Below are 18,136 nucleotides of genomic sequence, written 5' to 3'. Positions count from 1 at the left end.
AGCCCTTGGATCGAGACAAGGGCCAAGATCATGAAAGACACGTTACACCCGCAAAAATTCCAGGACCCGGCCACGACCGCCAATGGCGAAACGCGCGCAAGGGTTGCGCTCAGCAATCCTCAGACGCTGTGGTTCAACACCGGGACGCTGTGCAATATCACCTGCGCGAATTGCTACATCCTGTCGAGCCCTACCAATGATGCGCTGGTCTATATCAGCAAGGCCGAGGTCGAAGAATATCTCGATCAGCTGGAGGCCCGGACCTGGGGCGTGCGCGAGATCGGCTTCACGGGCGGCGAGCCCTTCATGAACCCCGAAATGATCGGCATGGCCGAGGCGGCCCTGAGGCGCGGCTACGCGGTGCTGATCCTGACAAATGCTATGCTGCCGATGATGCGGCCCCGGATGCGCGAGGGGCTGGCGCGGCTGAATACGGCCTATCCCGGCAAGCTGACGCTGCGGGTGTCGCTCGACCACTGGTCGAAAGCGCTGCATGACGAAGAACGCGGCGCGGGCAGCTTTAACAAGACGCTGCAAGGTATGGACTGGCTGCGCGATCAGGGCATCCCCATGGCCGTCGCCGCCCGCACGGTCTGGGGCGAAAGCGAGACGAGCGCGCGGGCGCAGTTCGCCGCCCTGTTCGCAGATCGCGCCTATATGATTGACGCGAGCGACCCCGGCGCGCTGGTGCTGTTTCCTGAGATGGACGAAAGCGTCGATGTGCCCGAGATTACGACCGGATGCTGGGACATCCTCGGCAAATCGCCCGACAGCGTCATGTGTGCATCCTCGCGCATGGTGGTCAAACGAAAGGGCGCGGCGCGGCCCGTGGTGCTGGCCTGCACGCTTTTGGCCTATGACGAGGCGTTCGAGATGGGCGAGACGCTGGAGGAGGCCGAGCGGGAGGTGGCCCTGAACCACCCCCATTGCGCGAAGTTCTGTGTCCTTGGCGGGGCGAGCTGTTCCGCCTGAGGGGTTTCGCCGCCTTTCGGCGTCGACCCGCCGGGGGCGCTGCCCCCGGACCCCCGAGGTATTTAGGCCAAGATGAAAGACAGAGCGCTTTCAGGTTTCGGCGATTTGGACAGGGTGTTCAGACCATCACACAGAGCAGTTCGAACATGATCGAGGCGCCCAGATAGGCGGTGTTGCCGGCCTGATCGAAGGGCGGGGAGACCTCCACCAGATCTGCGCCCACGATATTGACGCCCTGCAATTCGCGCACCACCTGCAGCGCCTGATAGCTGTTGGGGCCGCCCACCTCTGGCGTGCCGGTGCCCGGCGCGAAGGCAGGGTCGACGAAGTCGATATCGTAGCTGATATAGGTGTCACCCGTGCCCGCAATCTCGCGCGCCTCGGCCATGACATCCTCCACGCCACGCGCATGGAACTCGCCGATCGGAATGACGCGGATGCCAACGCTGTCGGCGAAATCGCGGTCCTCGCTGTCATAGGCTGTGCCGCGAATGCCGATCATGACCACGCGCTTCGGGTCGAGCAGCCCCTCCTCCACCGCGCGGCGGAACGGGGTGCCGTGGGTATACATGCGTCCGTCGAAATAGCTGTGGAAGAGGTCCGTGTGGCTGTCGAAATGGATCATGCCAAGGGGGCCGTCCTTGGCCATGGCGCGCAGGATCGGTAGGGTGGACAGGTGATCGCCGCCCGCAGTCAGGGGCTTGATTCCATGGGATTTCACCGTGTCATAGAAGGCGGTGATGCGGGTCAGGCTGTCCATCAGGTCGGCGGGGTTGGGGCCGACATCACCAAGATCCGCGCAGTTCCTTGCCTCGAAGGGGCGGATGCCGGTGGTATCGTTCTGGGCGCGGATCATGGTGGACATGTCGCGCAGCTGCCGGGGGCCGTGGCGGGGGCCGGGGCGGTTCGTCGTACCTGCGTCCCAGGGTACGCCGACAAGGCCGATCTCCACATCGCCGATCCGGGCATGATCCAGCCCCACATGCGGCAGGCGCATGAAGCTGGGAATGCCGGCAAAGCGCGGCAGCTCGAAGCCCGAGATGGGGGTGAAGAACGGATCGGCCATGGAGGACTCCCTGAATTGATTTGGCGCGAGGCTAGCGGGGATTTGCCCACCAGTCACGCGGCTTTAGCCTCGGCCGAACACCTTGTCGTTTCTGCCACAGACGGGCCAGCCGCACCCCCGCCTGCCCTGCCCCGCCAAGGGCCAGCCAGCGCCAGAGTCGGTCTTGCCAGCCTCCCCGGCGATTGAAGGGACAGACCCGCATGCAGATGGCGCAATCGGATTTCAGTTTTGCCCAATACCCGAAGCAGGCCTCGCAATTGGCGGACCATTTGCGCACACCCCGTTGCGTGGATGGGCTGTCTGGGGCCTTTTCCTCGCCGAAATCCGGGGCGCCGAAGGGCAGCGCCTTGGGCGGGCAGCTTTCGGCGCATTGGGTGCAACCGCTGCAATAGTCCGCAAGGCCCAGTTTGCGCGGCGCATCCACAGCCAGCGGCATATCGGTAAAGATCTTGGAAAACCGGACGCGCGGGCCAAAGTCCGGCGTCAGCACCATCTGGTTGCGCCCGTATTCGCCAAGCCCGGCCTTGATCGCATAGGGGATGACAAGGGCGGTGTCGTTCATGCTGGCGACCGCCTGAAACCCCAGATTGCGGATATAGGCGGCGAGCTGCATGACGATGGCGGCCTCGTGGGAGTATTCCAAACCGGTTGCCGCGCCCGCCAGCGCGCTTGGATAGGTCTCCACAAGGTCGAAATCCATCGCATGGGCCATGACGATCACATGGCTCAGACCCTCGGGCAGGTCATTGGGAACCGGGGTCATGTCGCGCGTGTCGGGGCGGTCGGAATAGTGCCAGCGCAGGTCGATATGGGTGATCCCCACGAGGTCGGCGCCGAAGAGCCGGGCGATGCGTTTGATATCCTTCGCTTCCTCCTCGGGTGTGCCCATATCGGCCCTGTCAGTGGCCACCGGCGTGTCGCTGCGCAGGGGGGCCTGGAAGCCCTCGCGCTCGCCTTCAGCGGCATGACGATCGGAGATCATGTCGGACACCCGCCAGGCAGCGTTGCGAAGCGCGAAATCGCGGGTCTGGAAGCCTTCGCCACGGCGCGGGGCGGCCTCCATCCGGTAGGAGGCGAAGAAGCCGTCCGTGTGGGGGCTGCGTACACTGTCGTCCCAGAAGGCACGGGTGAACATGTCGTTCATCTGGGAAAAGCGGGTATAGTCCGGCGTCACCTCAAACCCCGCCGCGCGGTCGCTCTCCAGCAGATGCGGGGGCGTGTCGTCTCGATTCCTGGGCCAGTTCATAGACGCAGCTTACGCGTCCAGCTCCGCATCCCAATAGAGAAAATCGAGCCAGCTGTCGTGCAAATGACCGGGCGGGAACTTGCGACCCATATTGCGCAGCTCCTCCGCCCCCGGCTGGCGTGGCGGTTTGCGCAGGGACAGGCCGGAGCGGCGCAGGCTTTTGGACCCCTTGCGCAGATTGCAGGGCGAACAGGCGGCGACCACGTTTTCCCAAGAGGTGATGCCCCCCTTGGCGCGCGGCACCACATGGTCGAAGGTCAGATCGCCCTTGCTGCCACAATATTGGCAGGAGAACTCGTCGCGTAGGAAGAGGTTGAACCGGGTGAAGGCCACGCGTTTTTGCGGCTTCACATAGTCGCGCAGGACCACGACGGAGGGGATGCGGATGCGGGTGGTCGGCGAATGCACGAAGGCATCGTATTCAGCCACGATATCGACCCGATCGAGACAGACCGCCTTGATCGCATCTTGCCAGGGCCAGAGCGACAGGGGGTAATAGGACAGCGGCCGGTAATCCGCATTCAGTACCAATGCCGGATGCTGGCTGAGCCTTCCAGGCTCTCTTACGAATTCCGTTCTGAAACTGCCGTCGCCATCCATGAGTGACTCCGCCCTCGCCCTGTCTGCCCGTTTTCGGCATCAGAACGGGAGCACCCGCTCCAGCCATGTAACCACTATATCTGCCAAAATCCGGCTGGCAAGCGCCACATTTTGGGTTGCGCGCTTTTGTGATAGGTCAGCTGCGTGACGGGGATATGACAGTTATCCACAAGGGGAGCGGTTTCGCCGCCTGCGGCGTCGACCGGGCAGCGGCCCCTCTCAACCCCCGGCTGACGCCGGAGGCCTCAAAGTGCCGCGTTGCCACGGGATTGTGGAAGAGGGCAGTCTGCCGAGGCCACCCCCCGGATCTGTGGAAGGGTCGGATACCTCCGGCGGGAGTATTGGGGCCAAGAAGAAGGGGTCAGTCCTCTTCCGGGGCGTCCTCGACCCCCAGCACTTGCCGGATGAAGGCCAGGGCCACCGAAAGCCCGTCGGGCGCGATGCCATGGGCCGTGCCACGCATGATATGGGCGTAGACATCGACGCCCGCGGCCTGCAGCGCCTCGGCGGCCTGGGGCAGGCTTTGCGGCGGCACCACGTCATCCTGATCGCCATGGATGAGCAGGACCGGCGGGCGGGAGACGATTTCATCGGCGAGAAGTTCCGGCTCCAGCAGACGGCCCGAAAAGCCGACGACGCCCGCGAAGGGGGGCTCGCGGCGGGGGGCGACATGCAGGCTGATCATCGTACCTTGCGAAAAGCCCACCAGAACGGTGCGATCTGCAGAAATGCCCTCGGACTCCATGATCTGATCGAGGAAGGCGTTGAGATCATCAACCGCGCGGGCCATGCCCTCGGCGGCCACTTCCTCTGACGAGCCGTCGATCCACGGGATCGGGAACCACTGGAAGCCCATCGGGTTCATGGCAGATCGTTCCGGCGCATCGGGGGCCACGAAAACCGTGTTGGGCAGATGCGGGGCCAGCGGATCGGCAAGGCCCAGAAGGTCGTTTCCATCGGCCCCATAGCCATGGAGGAAGATCACCAGGCTGTCGGCTTGGCCGGAGTCCGCGGGGCGTTTGCCGAATTCGAGCGTGCGAGTCATCTGATCCCTTCCCTGTCCTTTGCCACGTGGTAGTAGGCCCAAAGCGCGCGGGCGGCAACCGCGCGCCAGGGCGACCAGGCCTCGGCCATCTGTCTGAGCGGTTTTTCCTTCGGCCGGTCCGGCAGGTCGAAGAGCAGGCGGGCGGCCTCCTGCAAGGCCAGATCGGCGGGGGCGAAGACGTCGGCACGACCAAGCGAGAACATCGCATAGACCTCTGCCGTCCAGCGCCCGATGCCGGGGACCTGGGTAAGAGCCGCGATCACCTCTTCATCCGGGGCTTGCCTGAGCACGGGAAAATCGATGCCAGCCTCGGCCAGAGCTTTCGCGTAACGGATCTTCTGACGGGAGAGGCCGACAGCGCGCAGGTCGTCCTCGCTGGCTGAAGCGATGCGGTCCGGCGCGGTCAGGCACGCGTCCTGCATCCGGCTCCAGATCGATGACGCCGACGCGACCGAGACCTGCTGGCTGACGATGGCGGACAGCAGCTCCGCGAACCCGTCCTTGCGGCGGCGCAGCGGCAGCGGGCCGGTCAACTCCAGCACATGGGCAAAGCGCGGCTCGGCCTGTGCAAGCCATGCGGCACCCTCGGCCACGCAATCGGGGGTTTCAATGATCCGTCCAACCATGGGCGCAGCCTTTCAGGTCGGAAATGCTTTGCCAAGCCGTCAAAGCCGCGCCACCCTGCCCGCAAGCAATAGCGGAGACGACAGATGGCCGAAGAACACGACGCCAGCATGATGAACAACCTCTATTGGTGGGGCATTCCCACCTTCTTCCGCGCGCCGAATGAAGGCCCGGAGGGGGCAGATATCGCCCTTGTCGGCGTGCCGCACTCCACCGGCAATGGCACCACGGAACGCGACCAGCACCTGGGCCCGCGTGCAGTGCGCAACATGTCGGCGGTGCAGCGGCGCGTGCATGGGGGATTTGGCATTGACCCCTGGACACGAAAGGTCGTGGATGTGGGCGACGTGCCCTTCCCCCGTGCCAACGACAACGAACACTGCATCCAGCAGATCACGGATTTCTATACGAAAATCGACGCAAGCGGCGCGCGGCCCGTGTCCATCGGTGGCGACCATTCGATCACTGGCGGGATCGTTCAGGCGCTTGGGAAAGGCAAGATCGCGGGGGGCGAGCCGATCAGCTTCCTGCATCTCGACGCGCACACGGACGTGTTCACCAAGGTCGATCACTTCCTGGGCGCGGAAAAATCGGCGGCCCATTGGGGGGCCTATCTGGCCGATCAGGGCAAGGTCGATCCGACCCGGTCGATGCAGATCGGCCTGCGGGGACATCCCCGTACGCTCGACTGGCTGCAACCCTCCTACGACTATGGCTATAACGTCGTGACTATGGCGGATTACCGGCGCAGGGGCGCAGCGGATGTGATCGCCGAGGCGAAAGAGGTGCTGGCGGGGCGGCCCGTCTACATCACCTTCGATCTCGATTGCCTCGACCCGAGCGTGGCACCGGCTGTGTCCAATATCGAGCCGGGCGTAAAGGGCTTCGACATCGACGAGGCGGTGGCGCTGATCCATGCTGCACGGGGGCTCAATATCGTTGGAGGCGACGTGGTCTGCATGATGCCCACCAAGGACAGTCCCAACAATATCACGGCGATGGTCGGTGGGGCGATCATGTTCGAGATGATCTCGATGATCGCGGAAAACGTGCCGGTCTGACCTCCCTGCTTTTTCAGATGAGTTAACAGGGCAAGTATTTTGCCCTGCCCCTCTTCCCTTTGGCGGAAAACGGGTCTAGCGATTTCGCCATGGTTGACACAGTTCACTCCCCCACCGACGACCAGCGCGCCTGGCGCAATGTGATCGTCCTTGTGGCCGCGCAGGCAATTCTGGGCAGCCAGATGCCGATGATGTTCGTCGTGGGCGGGCTGGCCGGGCAGATGCTGGCGCCGAATCCGTGCCTTGCGACGCTGCCGATCTCTCTGATCGTCTTCGGCTCGATGACCACGGCGCCGTGGATGTCGAACACCATGCAGCGCTTTGGCCGAAAACTGGGGTTTTCCATCGGTACGCTTGGCGGCGCGCTTGGGGCGATGGTTTCGGCCTATGGGCTCTATGCGGACAGTTTCCTGATCTTCCTGCTCGGGTCCTATCTGGCCGGTATCTACATGTCTGCGCAGGGATTTTACCGCTTTGCAGCCTCCGACACGGCGTCCGACAGTTTCCGCCCCAAGGCGATTTCCTATGTCATGGCGGGCGGGCTGGCCTCGGCCATTATCGGGCCGCAGCTGGTGAAGCTGACCAATGACGCGACGGTGATTCCCTTTCTGGGAGTTTATCTGACAATCGTGGTGCTGAATCTGGGCGGCATGCTGCTGTTTTTCTTCCTCGACATCCCGAAACCCCCGATGCGGACAGAGGGCGATCCTGCGGGGCGCACGCGGGGCGAGCTGCTGCGCGACCCCAAGATTGTCGTGGCGATCATCTGCGCAATGGTGTCCTATGCGCTGATGAACCTTGTCATGACCTCCACCCCGCTGGCGGTGGTGGGCTGCGGCTACGAGCAGGATACGGCCGCCGATATCGTGTCGGCCCATGTTCTGGCGATGTTCGTGCCCTCTTTCTTTACCGGCCACCTCATCGCGCGTTTCGGAACCACGAATATCGTGGCGCTTGGCCTCTTCATCCTGGCCGGTGCGGGCGGTGTTGCGCTGATGGGGGTGGAGCTGGAAAACTTCTATATCGCGCTCATCTTACTGGGTATTGGCTGGAACTTCGGCTTCATCGGCGCGACGGCGATGCTGCAAAACGCCCATGCGCCCGAGGAACGGGGCCGGGTGCAGGGGCTGAATGATGCCATCGTCTTTGGCTGTGTGACCATCGCTTCGCTGGCCTCCGGCGGGTTGATGAATTGCTCGGGCGGGTCGGTCACGGCGGGCTGGACCTCGGTCAACCTTGCGATGATCCCCTTCCTTGCGCTGGCAGGTGGCGCGCTGATCTGGCTGGCGCTGCGCCCGAAAGACGCCTGATCCGGTAAAGAGGCCGCCCGATCCCGGAAGACCGGGCGGCAAGGTGGCGGAGGAGGTCAGGAAGAGGTTTCGGAAACGGCCCCCGCGCCAATCGTTTCCGAAATAGCATCAATCGAGCGAGGCGGGAACAAACCCGTAGACCTCGTTGTAGTGCTTCAGCAGACGTTGCAACCCGATCTTCAGCACAATCTTGCCCGACCGCGCCGACCAGCCGAGCCGCTTTTCCGCCGATTCCAGCCCTTCGAGGAAACAGCAGACCCGCATGACCACGTCGGCAAGGCCCGGCCCCATGTCGTCCACGGCCCGCGCCACCCGGTCACGCGCCGCGCACGGACCTTCACCGATGCCGCCATCGGAAAAGCCCGATCCCCGGTCGCCGCCGGTCAGGAACCGGTCCCAGTTCTGGGCCACGCGCGGCCCCATCTGGGCGCGCTCGAAATCCTCGCGCAGCTTTTCGCCCGCTTGCACCAAATCCATTGTCAGGAAGGGTTTGCCATCCGCCCCCTTGCGCCGCGCCAGCATGGCCAGGGGCGATTCCGCCAGGTTTATCCGCATCTTGCGGATCGTGCCGTCATCCTGTTTTACCGGCTTTTCGCCCCAGGTCTGATGCTGCGCGAGGAAGGGCGTGGCGGCCTCGGCCATTTCCATGGGCGCGCGACGGCGCTTGCGGTCTTCCTCGATCAGGCGCTTTAGCGCCGACTTTCCCGCCTCGGTGATCGTGTAGATGCTGACCCGCCCCTGTTTGGCGGTCTGGACCCAATCCTTCAGCGCGAAAGCATGGGCGACCTTTCGGTCCAGAACGGCGGTGCGGGTCTGGCTGCCATCGCTGCCTTTGCGCAGGACAATCGCCTTGTCCATGTCCTGCGCCAGCACCAGGGTGGCCTCTTTTTCACACAGCCTGCGCAGGATGCGGCGGGCTTCCCGGTTGACGGTGGTGTCGTCGGAAACCAGGGGTGGCCTCAGGGGTGCTGTCATTGGGAATTGCTCCTCGAACTGGTTAATTGTTTCTGAACTGGAAACACAGCAGGCGGTGAGCGCGGTCAGCGCCTCATCGACCAGCGGGTCTTCGCGCCGCGCCTCGACCGCGCGCACACGGCGGCCGATCGTGGACGGGTGGCATCCTTTCCGGCGCGCGATGTCCCGCAAGGATGCGCCGCATCCCACGTGATCGAGGTAATTGCGTGCGTTTTCGGGCAGCCAGCCGGGGTAGACGGCCTGTCCTGAACTGTTTGTCACATCACCTGTCATCGCGGGCCTCCGGGCACCCCTGCTGTGGATAAGCCCCGCAAGCCTTTGGGAGTATTGATTACCGTTTGGTTAAAATCCCCACAATTTGACCCTAATTGTTTCCAAATCGTAAACAAATGTAGAACACCGCGCGGGGGTCGCGGAGACAACGCAACACCCTGCCCGGTCGGGTCATGCTGAGGGCGACTCACCCGACCAAGTCAGGAGCCAAGACATGACCGACATGCCCCAAGACCTTTCCACCCTGACCCGCCCGCGCCTTCTGGTGCAGGCCGCCAGCATCGGGGCAAGATCGTTGTTGCGCAGCGGTCGCGCACTGCCCCGCGCCGGTCTGGCGCGGCTTTTGTCGGAGGAATCGGAGATGGACCGCAAACGCAAGGACGGCGAGGCCGATTACTCGCCCCGCCGCCATGTGGATCTGCTGATCGCCGTGATGCTGGTGGCCCAGACCGCGCAGGCGATCTAGGCCCGCAGGCTCAGTAGGATGCGTCCGGCATCTCTTCCTTGCGCTTGGCCACGAAGGCGCGCAATGCCTCGTCGATGGCCGGGTCCAGCATCGGTTGCTGGTAGTCGGCCAGCAGCTTGCGCACCCGCGCATTGGCCAGCGCCATCGTGTCCCGGCTGCCTTCATCGGCCCAGGTCTCGAACGGCTTGTAGTCCAGCAGGTCCGAGCGCCAGAAACTGGTCTTGAAATTGGCCTGGGTATGGGCGCAACCGAGGTAGTGGCCACCCGGTCCCACCTCGCGGATCGCATCCATGGCCTGGGCGTTTTCGTCGATGCTGACGCCGCGGGCAAAATGATGTAGCGCGCCAAGCTGGTCGGCATCCATCACGAACTTCTCGAAGCTGGACACAAGGCCCCCTTCCAGCCAGCCACAGGAATGCAGCATGAAGTTCACACCCGCGAGAAGCCCCATGTTCAGCGAGTTCGCGGTTTCGTAACCGGCCTGCGCATCGGGCAGTTTCGAGCCGTTGAACGACCCGGCAGAGCGGAATGGCAGCCCCAGACGCCGCGCCAGCTGGCCCGCGCCCATGGTGATATGCGACGCCTCGGGCGTGCCGAAGGTGGGCGCGCCGGAATTCATGTCGATCGAGGTCACGAATGCCCCGAAGATGACCGGCGCACCGGGGCGGATCAACTGACTATAGGCCACGCCCGCCAGCACCTCGGCCAGAACCTGCGTCAGCGTCCCGGCAATCGACACCGGCGCCATGGCCCCGCCGACGATGAAGGGAGAGATGATCGCCGCCTGATTATGGGCCGCGTAATGCTCCAGCGCGCCCATCATGATCGAATCGAAGGTCAGCGGCGAGTTGATGTTTATGAGCGAGGTCATCACCGTGTTGTCCTGCACGAACTGATCGCCGAACAGGATCTTCGACATCTCGATGGAATCGACCGCGCGCGAGGGTTCCGTCACCGACCCCATATAGGGTTTGTCCGACAACGTCATATGGGCATAGAGCATATCCAGATGGCGCTTGTTCACCGGAATATCGGTCGGTTCGCACACAGTGCCCCCGGAATGGTGCAGCCACTTGGACATGTAGCCCAGTTTCACGAAATCCTGGAAATCCTGCATCGTCGCATAGCGCCGGCCACCGTTCATGTCCTGCACGAAGGGCGGGCCGTAGACCGGGGCAAGCACCAGATTGCGGCCCCCGATCTCGACATTGCGCTCGGGGTTGCGGGCGTGCTGCGTGAACTGCGAGGGCGCGGTGGAACACAGCTTGCGGGCCAGCCCCTTGGGCAGCCGAACACGTTCGCCATCCACATCGGCCCCGGCCTCGCGCCAGCGGTCCAGCGCGGCGGGGTTCTCGACGAAATTGACGCCGATCTCTTCCAGCACCGTTTCGGCATTGGCCTCGATGATCTCCAGCGCCTCTTCGGTCAGCACCTCGAAATTCGGGATGTTGCGCTCGATATATTTGGCGGTCTCGATGCTGACGGCGCTGCGTTCGGCGCGGCGGGCGGCCCCGCCACCACCACGTCCCCGGCGTCGGGCGGTTGCTGCATCACTCATCGCGTCATGTCCTCTCAAAGGGGGAAGTTTCCGATGTGATACAAAGCGACGCGCCTGAACCGCGTGTGATTTGCGGCGATTGCGGGGAAAAAGCGACATGCGGGCCGCGCGTCTCGGCCATATCAAGGCGCAGGCAGCGGTTTCTGGGCAGACTCCCTGTCCAGAGGAGGTGCCGCCATGGATTGGAAGAGTCGCAAAACACCCCTGATGGGCCTCATAGGCGGGCTTGGCGTGGTCGCCTTTCTGGTGGGCGTGCCGGGCGGGTTCTATTCCCTGACCACCGCCATCGTTCTGGCCCTGGCCATCTGGATCATCGGGGTCACCCTGATCAACGCGCTGATCCCCTGACCCTTGCCGGGCGCGTGCGGGGGCTGTAGCCCTTGGGGCAAGGAGACCGCCAATGCCCCAAGATCACGCCTGTCACGATCCCACCTGCGGCTGCGGCCATGACCATGGGGCCGATCCGCTAGGCCCCCGCCCGCCGGTGGCCGAGGCCCCGCGCCCGTGGCGGCCTGTGGCGGGCGTGCGCACGTTGGCCATCGGCATCTTCGAACGGGAGGGGCAGATCCTCTGCGCCCCGGTCCACAGCGATGACGGAACCATCAAGGGCTGGCGCCCGCTTGGCGGGGCCATCGAGTTCGGCGAACGCGCCGCCGAGGCACTGGCGAGGGAAATCCAAAAGGAAACGGCGCAGGAGATCACCGATATCCGCCCGCTCGGCGTGCTGGAGAACCTCTTTGAACACGAGGGTGTGGCGGGCCATGAAATCGTCTTTGTCCTCGCCGCCCGCTTCGCCAATGACACGCTCTACGAGGCCGACCAGCTGGCTTTCCGCGAGGGCGACGGACCGGAGCAAACCGCGAAATGGGTGTCGCTGGACAAGGCCCGCGCGGGCCGGATGCAGCTTTTCCCCGAAGGTCTGGCCGATCTGCTCTAGGCCTCCGGCTGCGCCTCCCAGCTCAGCCCCTGCACGATCGGGTCAAGCATCAGGGGTGAAACCAGCGTTTCGATGCTCAGCCCCGACAATTCGGCAATCGACACGTTGAGCGACAGCTCGACCCGATCATCCGCGACCTCCGTCTCCAGTCCCGAGACCTGCACCGCCTCATGAATCAGCGCCTTCAGCACCAACCGCCGCGCGGCGGTCTCATCCGCTTTGGCGCAGGTCAGCGTCACCCGGCTTTCCGTGACCAGTGGCATCCCTGCCCGCGTCCGCCGCTTCAGCCATTTGACCAGGGGGCGCAGCCCCAGATTGATGAACACCACCAGCCCCGTGGCAATGACTGCGTGCAGCACCGCGCCGACGCCTGCCAGCAACCCGACAGCCGCCGAACACCAAAGCGTCGCCGCCGTGTTCAGCCCGTGCACGGTGAACCCGTTGCGGAAGATGATGCCTGCCCCCAGAAAACCGATGCCCGACACGACTTGCGCACCGACGCGAGAGGGGCTGAGCTCATCGGCGAATTGCGAGGAAAACACCACGAAGGCCGCAGCCCCGAGCGCCACAAGCGCATTGGTGCGCAGTCCCGCCATACGTTGCCGCACCTGCCGTTCCGACCCGATCAGTGCCCCCAAAACAAGCGCAAGCGCCATGTTTAGCGCCGCCGTTAGTGCAGTCATTGTGTCGATGTTGTCCATGCTCTGCCTATGGGTTCCGCGAAAAGAGGCGGGATATTTCGCCGCCTTTCCCGCAATTGCAACGCTTTCTTTGCGAAAGGGGCCGGTTTGCCCCTGCCCGCCCCCACAAACGCGCTTGCACTAAACCCCGCCCGCGCCTATTGGCAGGCGCATGACCAGCACCTCTCATGACCGCCTTCTGATCATCGACTTCGGCAGCCAGGTGACGCAGCTGATTGCGCGCCGCCTGCGAGAGCTGAATGTCTATTGCGAAATCCACCCCTACCAGAACGTCACCGACGCGTTTCTGGCAGAGTTCGCGCCCAAGGCCATCATCTTTTCCGGCGGCCCCGACAGCGTGATGCGCGAAGGCAGCCCGCGCCCGCCGCAATCGGCCTATACAATGGGCGTTCCGATCCTGGGCATCTGCTATGGCCAGCAGGTGATGATGCATGATCTGGGCGGCCGGGTTGAGGCGGGCGAACACGCCACCGCCGAATTTGGCCGCGCCTATGTCACGCCTTCTGACGCGCATGTCGATCTGCTGTCGGGCTGGTTCATGGACGGGTCCGGCAAGGAACAGGTCTGGATGAGCCATGGCGACCACGTGGCCGAGATTGCCCCCGGGTTCCAGGTCTACGGCACCTCGCCCGGCGCGCCCTTCGCCATCACCGCCGACACCAGCCGCCATTTCTACGCGGTCCAGTTCCACCCCGAAGTGCACCACACCCCAAACGGCGCGACGCTCTATGAAAACTTCGTGAAGCTTGCCGGGTTCAGCGGCGACTGGACCATGGGCGCCTACCGCGAAGAGATGATCGCCAAGATCCGCGAACAGGTGGGCGACAAGAAGGTGATCTGTGCGCTCTCCGGCGGCGTCGACAGCTCGGTCACCGGCATCCTGCTGCACGAGGCGATCGGCGACCAGCTGACCTGTGTCTTCGTCGATCACGGCCTCTTGCGTCTCAATGAGGCTGAACAGGTCGTCGCGATGTTCCGCGACAATTACAACCTCAACCTCATCCATGCGGATGAGAGTGAGCTCTTTTTGGGCGCGCTGGAGGGCGTCTCCGACCCCGAGACCAAGCGCAAGACCATCGGCAGGCTCTTCATCGACGTGTTCCAGAAATACGCTGACCAGATCGAAGGGGCAGAGTTCCTCGCACAAGGCACGCTCTACCCCGATGTCATTGAATCGGTTTCGTTTTCCGGTGGGCCTTCGGTGACCATCAAGTCCCACCACAATGTCGGCGGCCTGCCCGAGAAGATGGGCCTGAAACTGGTCGAACCGCTGCGCGAGCTCTTCAAGGACGAGGTCCGCGCGCTTGGCCATGAACTGGGCCTGCCCGCCAGCTTCATCGGCCGCCACCCCTTCCCCGGGCCGGGTCTGGCGATCCGCTGCCCCGGCGAGATCACCCGCGACAAGCTGGAGATCCTGCGCAAGGCGGATGCCGTCTATATCGACCAGATCCGCAAGCACGGGCTCTATGACGAGATCTGGCAGGCCTTCGCCGCGATCCTGCCGATGCGCACCGTGGGCGTGATGGGCGACGGGCGCACCTACGACTACGCGCTGGCGCTGCGCGCCGTGACCTCGGTCGACGGGATGACGGCGGATTACTACCCGTTCAGCCACGATTTCCTGTCGGAAACATCGACCCGGATCATCAACGAGGTGAAGGGCGTGAACCGCGTCTTCTACGACTGCACCTCGAAACCGCCGGGCACGATCGAGTTGGAATAACGCCCCGTTAAGGTTAACGCGCGCTTCCCTTTCATCTTGGCCCAAATACCTCCGCCGGAGGCATCCTGCCTCCGCCTCACGCCCAGACAGCGGGCTCGGCACACCACCCTCCCCGATATCCCGTGGCAACGCGGACCGACGAGGCCCCCGCGAAAGCGGGGGTTGAGGAGGGCCGCTCCCGGATCGACGCCGTAAGGCGGCGAAACCCGTGGCGCTCAGCCCTCGACCTGATCCAGATAAGCCCCGTACCCCTCAGCCTCCATTTCCTCTTTCGGAACAAAGCGCAACGAGGCGGAGTTGATGCAGTACCGCAAGCCCCCCATCTCGCGCGGGCCATCGGGGAAGACATGCCCCAGATGGCTGTCCCCATGGGCAGAGCGCACCTCGGTGCGGATCATGCCATGGGTCGTGTCGCGCAGTTCCACCACATGGGCATGTTCCACCGGCTTGGCAAAGGACGGCCAGCCGCAGCCCGAGTTGAATTTCTGCGACGAGGCAAAAAGCGGCTCGCCCGAGACCACGTCCACATAAAGCCCCGGCTCGAAATGCTGGTCATACTCTCCTGAAAACGGCCGTTCCGTGCCGTTTTCCTGTGTGACGCGGTATTGTTCCGGGGTCAGCCGGGCAAGGGCGTCGTCGGTCTTGGCATAGCTCATGGGGCGGTCCCTCCGTTTCAGTCGTGCAGCGCAGGATATGGGGCTGGCAGCGCTATTTGCCCAGACCCGCCATGATCACGAGACCGAGGGGCATTTGCAACAATTCCTCTGGCCTATCCGGATCGCCGGGGCTACCAACCTCTCGGCAACTCAGGAGATCGCGGATGACTGTCACCCTCAAGGGCCATATCGAGGTGCCAGCGGACCGGCTGGAGCAGATCCGCGCCGGGCTGGTCGACCATATCCGCCTGACCCGCGCGGAACCCGGCTGCCTCCGCTTCGACGTGACCGAAGATCCCGCCATCGCCGGCCGTTTCAATGTCGCCGAAGCATTCACCGATTCCGATGCCTTCCGCGCCCATCAGGCCCGCGCGCAAGCCTCTGACTGGGCCCGGATCAGCGCCGGTATCCCCCGGGACTACCGCGTCACCGGCCTGACTGACTGAGCCCCCCTCTTGCCAAGCGCGCGGGCCTGGTGTCTGGTCGCCGCATCGCCCCGATCGGGGCAGTTTCTGACAGGATCGCCCCGTTGACCGCCATTCGAAAAGAGATCGAACCCGCGCAGGCGGGGCTGGCCGCGCTCTGGATGATCGGGGCCATCGTGTCTTTCTCGGCCATGGCGGTGGCCGGGCGGGCGCTGTCCAGCGATCTCGACACATTCGAGATGATGACCTACCGCTCGCTCATCGGCGTGGTGATCGTTGTCCTGATGGCCACGCTGCGCGGCAAACTGGGCGAGGTCACAACCCGCGATCTCCCGCGTCACGCCGTGCGCAATATCGCCCATTTCGCGGGGCAGAACCTGTGGCTGGCATCCCTGACGCTGATCCCGCTGGCGCAGGTCTTTGCACTTGAATTCACCAGCCCGCTCTGGGTGATCCTGCTGGCCCCGTTCCTGCTTGGGGAACGGTTCACGCTCAAGAAATTCGGCGTCGTGCTGTGCGGCTTCATCGGCATTCTGATCGTTGCGCAACCGGGCGCCACGCCGCTGTCGCTCGGCACGATCACCGCCGCCGGCGCCGCTGTCTGCTTTGCCCTGACCGCCATCTTCACCAAGCAGTTGACACGCCAGCACAGCGTCACCTGCATCCTGTTCTACCTGACCACGATGCAACTTCTGTTCGGGCTGGTCTGCGCCGGGTTCGACGGCGATATCGCCCTGCCCACGGCCGAAGGTCTGCCCTGGATCATCGTCATCGGTCTGGGCGGTCTGACCGCGCATTTCTGCATCACCACCGCGATGACGCTGGCCCCCGCAACGGTGGTTCTGCCGATTGATTTCGCCCGCCTGCCAGTCATCGCCATCATCGGCATGGTGCTGTATGACGAACCGCTGACATGGCCGGTTTTCCTTGGGGCGGCGCTGATCTTCGGGGCCAATTATGTCAACGTCGCAACAGAGTCCCGACGGACCTGACCTTAGGTCAGCTGTAGCAAATCCGTCACAACCGCCCCTCCAAATCTGTCCACAGCCCCCCGTATCGGCCCCTTACGTCAGGGAAGAATTGACCCTGAACACCAGTTTTGGCGAAGTGTCCGCAGTACAAGGGATGACCGTAATCGGTCTTGGAGGGACAACATGAAAAAGATCACTCTCGCAGGAGCGGCACTGCTTGCGAGCACCGCAATCGCATCCGCAGGGGGCCTCGACCGCTCGGGCCAGCCGATCAGCGCACTCTTTGCCGAAGACGGAACCACAACGTTGTCCTTCGGCGTGGTCACGCCAAATGTCACTGGCACCGACTCAACTGGCGCAAATTACGACGTTGGGGACAGCTATACTCAGTTCGGCTTGAGCTACACGAACCGGATCTCTGACAGCCTGTCTTATGCCGTGATCATTGACCAACCCTATGGGGCCAACATTACCTACGGCACCGATCCATTGACCACCAATCTTGGGGGCACAATGGCGGATCTGACCAGTCAGGCGGCGACGTTCGTTCTTCGCTATTCGGTCAGCCCGCGTTTCTCGGTGTACGGTGGGATCAGCTACGAAGGGGTTGGTGCTGATGTGGCCCTGAACGGCATCTCCTACCGGAATGCCATTTCCACCTCTGCGGTTACTCGCGCGTTCAACGCGGGCCTTCCCGGCGGCACACCGGCTCTGTCAGCCGCCACGCTTGGCGCTGCCATACAGGGCAGCGCCGCGGCGGCAACCGCGATCGACACCACCTATGGTGCTGGTACAACCGCAACGCTCGGTGGTCAGGTCGGCGCCCAGGCGGGCGTTTTCGCCGCTAACGGTGGCTACAATTTCAGCATGGAAACGGACTATTCGGTCGGGTATCTCGTTGGGGCTGCCTACGAAATTCCCGATATCGCCCTTCGTCTGGCGGTGACCTATCGTTTCGAAACCGAACACAGCTCATCGACCATGGAATCGATGTTTGGCACTTCTTTTGCCAGCACTGTCGATTACGTCACACCCCAATCGCTGAATATCGACTTCCAGACCGGGATTGCCGAGAACACGCTGCTGACTGCAGGGTTCCGCTGGACGGACTTCTCTGAAGTTGACGTGATCCCGACGCTTCTGGGGTCCGACCTGGTCAATCTCGATGACAGTTTCCGCTACTCTCTCGGCATTGCCCGTCGGTTCAACGAGAACTTCGCAGGCTCTCTAACGCTGACCTACGAACCCGAAGGGGATGGAAGCCCGGTTTCTCCTCTTGGGCCGACGGACGGACAGTTTGGGATCACCCTCGGGGGACGCTACACATCGGGTAACATGAGCATCTCGGGCGGCATTAACTACACTTGGCTCGGCGACGCGAATGCCGGGGTCGGTGGTCAGCCGGTTGCCAGCTTCTCTGACAGCACTGCTCTTGGAATTGGATTGAGAACCGAGTTCACCTTCTAGGATCACCGCAGAAGTAAACAATCAAAGAAAAACCCCGAGCCCGCGCGTTCGGGGTTTCTC

Annotated in this window: 19 protein-coding genes; 10 read left to right on the top strand and 9 right to left on the bottom strand. The window is 63.5% G+C overall.

The genetic code is table 11. From position 1 onward, the window contains the following. Positions 1 to 30 precede the first annotated feature (30 nt). Positions 31 to 972 carry a radical SAM protein gene (locus ACOOEX_RS07945; protein ID WP_420397902.1) on the top strand — a complete coding sequence of 314 codons (942 nt, stop codon included), beginning with the start codon at positions 31 to 33 and terminating at the stop codon, positions 970 to 972. Between the two features lie 118 nt (positions 973 to 1,090). On the opposite strand, the gene speB is transcribed toward ACOOEX_RS07945, so the two are convergent. The 5 genes from speB to ACOOEX_RS07920 form a co-directional block, all read right to left on the bottom strand. After that, the gene (speB, locus tag ACOOEX_RS07940; RefSeq protein ID WP_420397901.1) at positions 1,091 to 2,038 is read right to left on the bottom strand and encodes an agmatinase; all 948 of its coding nucleotides are present in this window, start codon (positions 2,036 to 2,038) and stop codon (positions 1,091 to 1,093) included. Between the two features lie 31 nt (positions 2,039 to 2,069). Further along, the gene (locus ACOOEX_RS07935) at positions 2,070 to 3,284 is read right to left on the bottom strand and encodes a reductive dehalogenase domain-containing protein (protein WP_420397900.1); all 1,215 of its coding nucleotides are present in this window, start codon (positions 3,282 to 3,284) and stop codon (positions 2,070 to 2,072) included. Between the two features lie 9 nt (positions 3,285 to 3,293). Continuing rightward, entirely contained in the window at positions 3,294 to 3,884 is a 591-nt protein-coding gene (locus ACOOEX_RS07930; RefSeq protein WP_071690404.1) for an HNH endonuclease, read from the bottom strand. 361 nt (positions 3,885 to 4,245) lie between these two features. Continuing rightward, the gene (locus ACOOEX_RS07925; protein ID WP_420397899.1) at positions 4,246 to 4,929 is read right to left on the bottom strand and encodes an alpha/beta hydrolase; all 684 of its coding nucleotides are present in this window, start codon (positions 4,927 to 4,929) and stop codon (positions 4,246 to 4,248) included. Further along, on the bottom strand, positions 4,926 to 5,555 hold the full coding sequence (locus ACOOEX_RS07920; RefSeq protein WP_420397898.1) for a DNA-3-methyladenine glycosylase family protein: 630 nt from the start codon (positions 5,553 to 5,555) through the stop codon (positions 4,926 to 4,928). The genes ACOOEX_RS07925 and ACOOEX_RS07920 overlap by 4 nt, the downstream gene beginning before the upstream one ends. A gap of 84 nt (positions 5,556 to 5,639) precedes the next feature. Here ACOOEX_RS07920 and ACOOEX_RS07915 point away from each other — a divergent pair, with 84 nt between their 5' ends. Next, positions 5,640 to 6,614: an arginase family protein gene (locus tag ACOOEX_RS07915; protein WP_420397897.1), complete on the top strand. Its 975-nt coding sequence runs from the start codon at positions 5,640 to 5,642 to the stop codon at positions 6,612 to 6,614. 89 nt (positions 6,615 to 6,703) lie between these two features. Beyond that, on the top strand, positions 6,704 to 7,924 hold the full coding sequence (locus ACOOEX_RS07910) for an MFS transporter (RefSeq protein ID WP_420397896.1): 1,221 nt from the start codon (positions 6,704 to 6,706) through the stop codon (positions 7,922 to 7,924). 108 nt (positions 7,925 to 8,032) lie between these two features. On the opposite strand, the gene ACOOEX_RS07905 is transcribed toward ACOOEX_RS07910, so the two are convergent. Further along, positions 8,033 to 9,160: a DUF6456 domain-containing protein gene (locus ACOOEX_RS07905; protein WP_420397895.1), complete on the bottom strand. Its 1,128-nt coding sequence runs from the start codon at positions 9,158 to 9,160 to the stop codon at positions 8,033 to 8,035. Positions 9,161 to 9,386: 226 nt separating this feature from the next. Here ACOOEX_RS07905 and ACOOEX_RS07900 point away from each other — a divergent pair, with 226 nt between their 5' ends. Next, entirely contained in the window at positions 9,387 to 9,638 is a 252-nt protein-coding gene (locus tag ACOOEX_RS07900; protein ID WP_127561579.1) for a DUF6477 family protein, read from the top strand. Positions 9,639 to 9,648: 10 nt separating this feature from the next. Here the strand turns inward: ACOOEX_RS07900 and ACOOEX_RS07895 are convergent, their stop codons facing one another. Then, positions 9,649 to 11,196 carry a trimethylamine methyltransferase family protein gene (locus ACOOEX_RS07895; RefSeq protein ID WP_420397894.1) on the bottom strand — a complete coding sequence of 516 codons (1,548 nt, stop codon included), beginning with the start codon at positions 11,194 to 11,196 and terminating at the stop codon, positions 9,649 to 9,651. A 177-nt stretch (positions 11,197 to 11,373) separates the two neighbouring features. Here ACOOEX_RS07895 and ACOOEX_RS07890 point away from each other — a divergent pair, with 177 nt between their 5' ends. Next, complete coding sequence (locus ACOOEX_RS07890; RefSeq protein ID WP_420397893.1) at positions 11,374 to 11,544, top strand: hypothetical protein; 171 nt, start codon at positions 11,374 to 11,376, stop codon at positions 11,542 to 11,544. 52 nt (positions 11,545 to 11,596) lie between these two features. Then, on the top strand, positions 11,597 to 12,133 hold the full coding sequence (locus tag ACOOEX_RS07885) for an NUDIX hydrolase (protein WP_420397892.1): 537 nt from the start codon (positions 11,597 to 11,599) through the stop codon (positions 12,131 to 12,133). On the opposite strand, the gene ACOOEX_RS07880 is transcribed toward ACOOEX_RS07885, so the two are convergent. Continuing rightward, a complete protein-coding gene (locus tag ACOOEX_RS07880) occupies positions 12,130 to 12,834 on the bottom strand; it encodes an MgtC/SapB family protein (protein WP_420397891.1) in 705 nt (234 codons plus the stop codon). The two genes, ACOOEX_RS07885 and ACOOEX_RS07880, sit on opposite strands and share 4 nt — an antisense overlap. 151 nt (positions 12,835 to 12,985) lie before the next feature. On the opposite strand from ACOOEX_RS07880, the gene guaA reads away from it, so the two are divergent. Beyond that, a complete protein-coding gene (gene guaA / locus ACOOEX_RS07875; RefSeq protein ID WP_420397890.1) occupies positions 12,986 to 14,557 on the top strand; it encodes a glutamine-hydrolyzing GMP synthase in 1,572 nt (523 codons plus the stop codon). A gap of 215 nt (positions 14,558 to 14,772) precedes the next feature. Here the strand turns inward: guaA and msrB are convergent, their stop codons facing one another. Next, on the bottom strand, positions 14,773 to 15,213 hold the full coding sequence (msrB, locus tag ACOOEX_RS07870) for a peptide-methionine (R)-S-oxide reductase MsrB (RefSeq protein WP_071690395.1): 441 nt from the start codon (positions 15,211 to 15,213) through the stop codon (positions 14,773 to 14,775). 164 nt (positions 15,214 to 15,377) lie between these two features. On the opposite strand from msrB, the gene ACOOEX_RS07865 reads away from it, so the two are divergent. The 3 genes from ACOOEX_RS07865 to ACOOEX_RS07855 all read left to right on the top strand — a co-directional run bounded on the left by ACOOEX_RS07865 (position 15,378) and on the right by ACOOEX_RS07855 (position 18,076). Then, positions 15,378 to 15,659: a putative quinol monooxygenase gene (locus tag ACOOEX_RS07865; protein WP_420397889.1), complete on the top strand. Its 282-nt coding sequence runs from the start codon at positions 15,378 to 15,380 to the stop codon at positions 15,657 to 15,659. Positions 15,660 to 15,799: 140 nt separating this feature from the next. Continuing rightward, a complete protein-coding gene (locus ACOOEX_RS07860) occupies positions 15,800 to 16,630 on the top strand; it encodes a DMT family transporter (protein ID WP_420398350.1) in 831 nt (276 codons plus the stop codon). A gap of 162 nt (positions 16,631 to 16,792) precedes the next feature. Further along, complete coding sequence (locus tag ACOOEX_RS07855; RefSeq protein WP_420397888.1) at positions 16,793 to 18,076, top strand: hypothetical protein; 1,284 nt, start codon at positions 16,793 to 16,795, stop codon at positions 18,074 to 18,076. Positions 18,077 to 18,136 lie beyond the last annotated feature (60 nt).

Source organism: Nioella sp., from assembly GCF_965215655.1.
GTDB lineage: Bacteria > Pseudomonadota > Alphaproteobacteria > Rhodobacterales > Rhodobacteraceae > Nioella.
The sequence above is the reverse complement of the archived record's forward strand: the minus strand, read 5'-3'. Positions and strand labels throughout refer to the sequence as shown.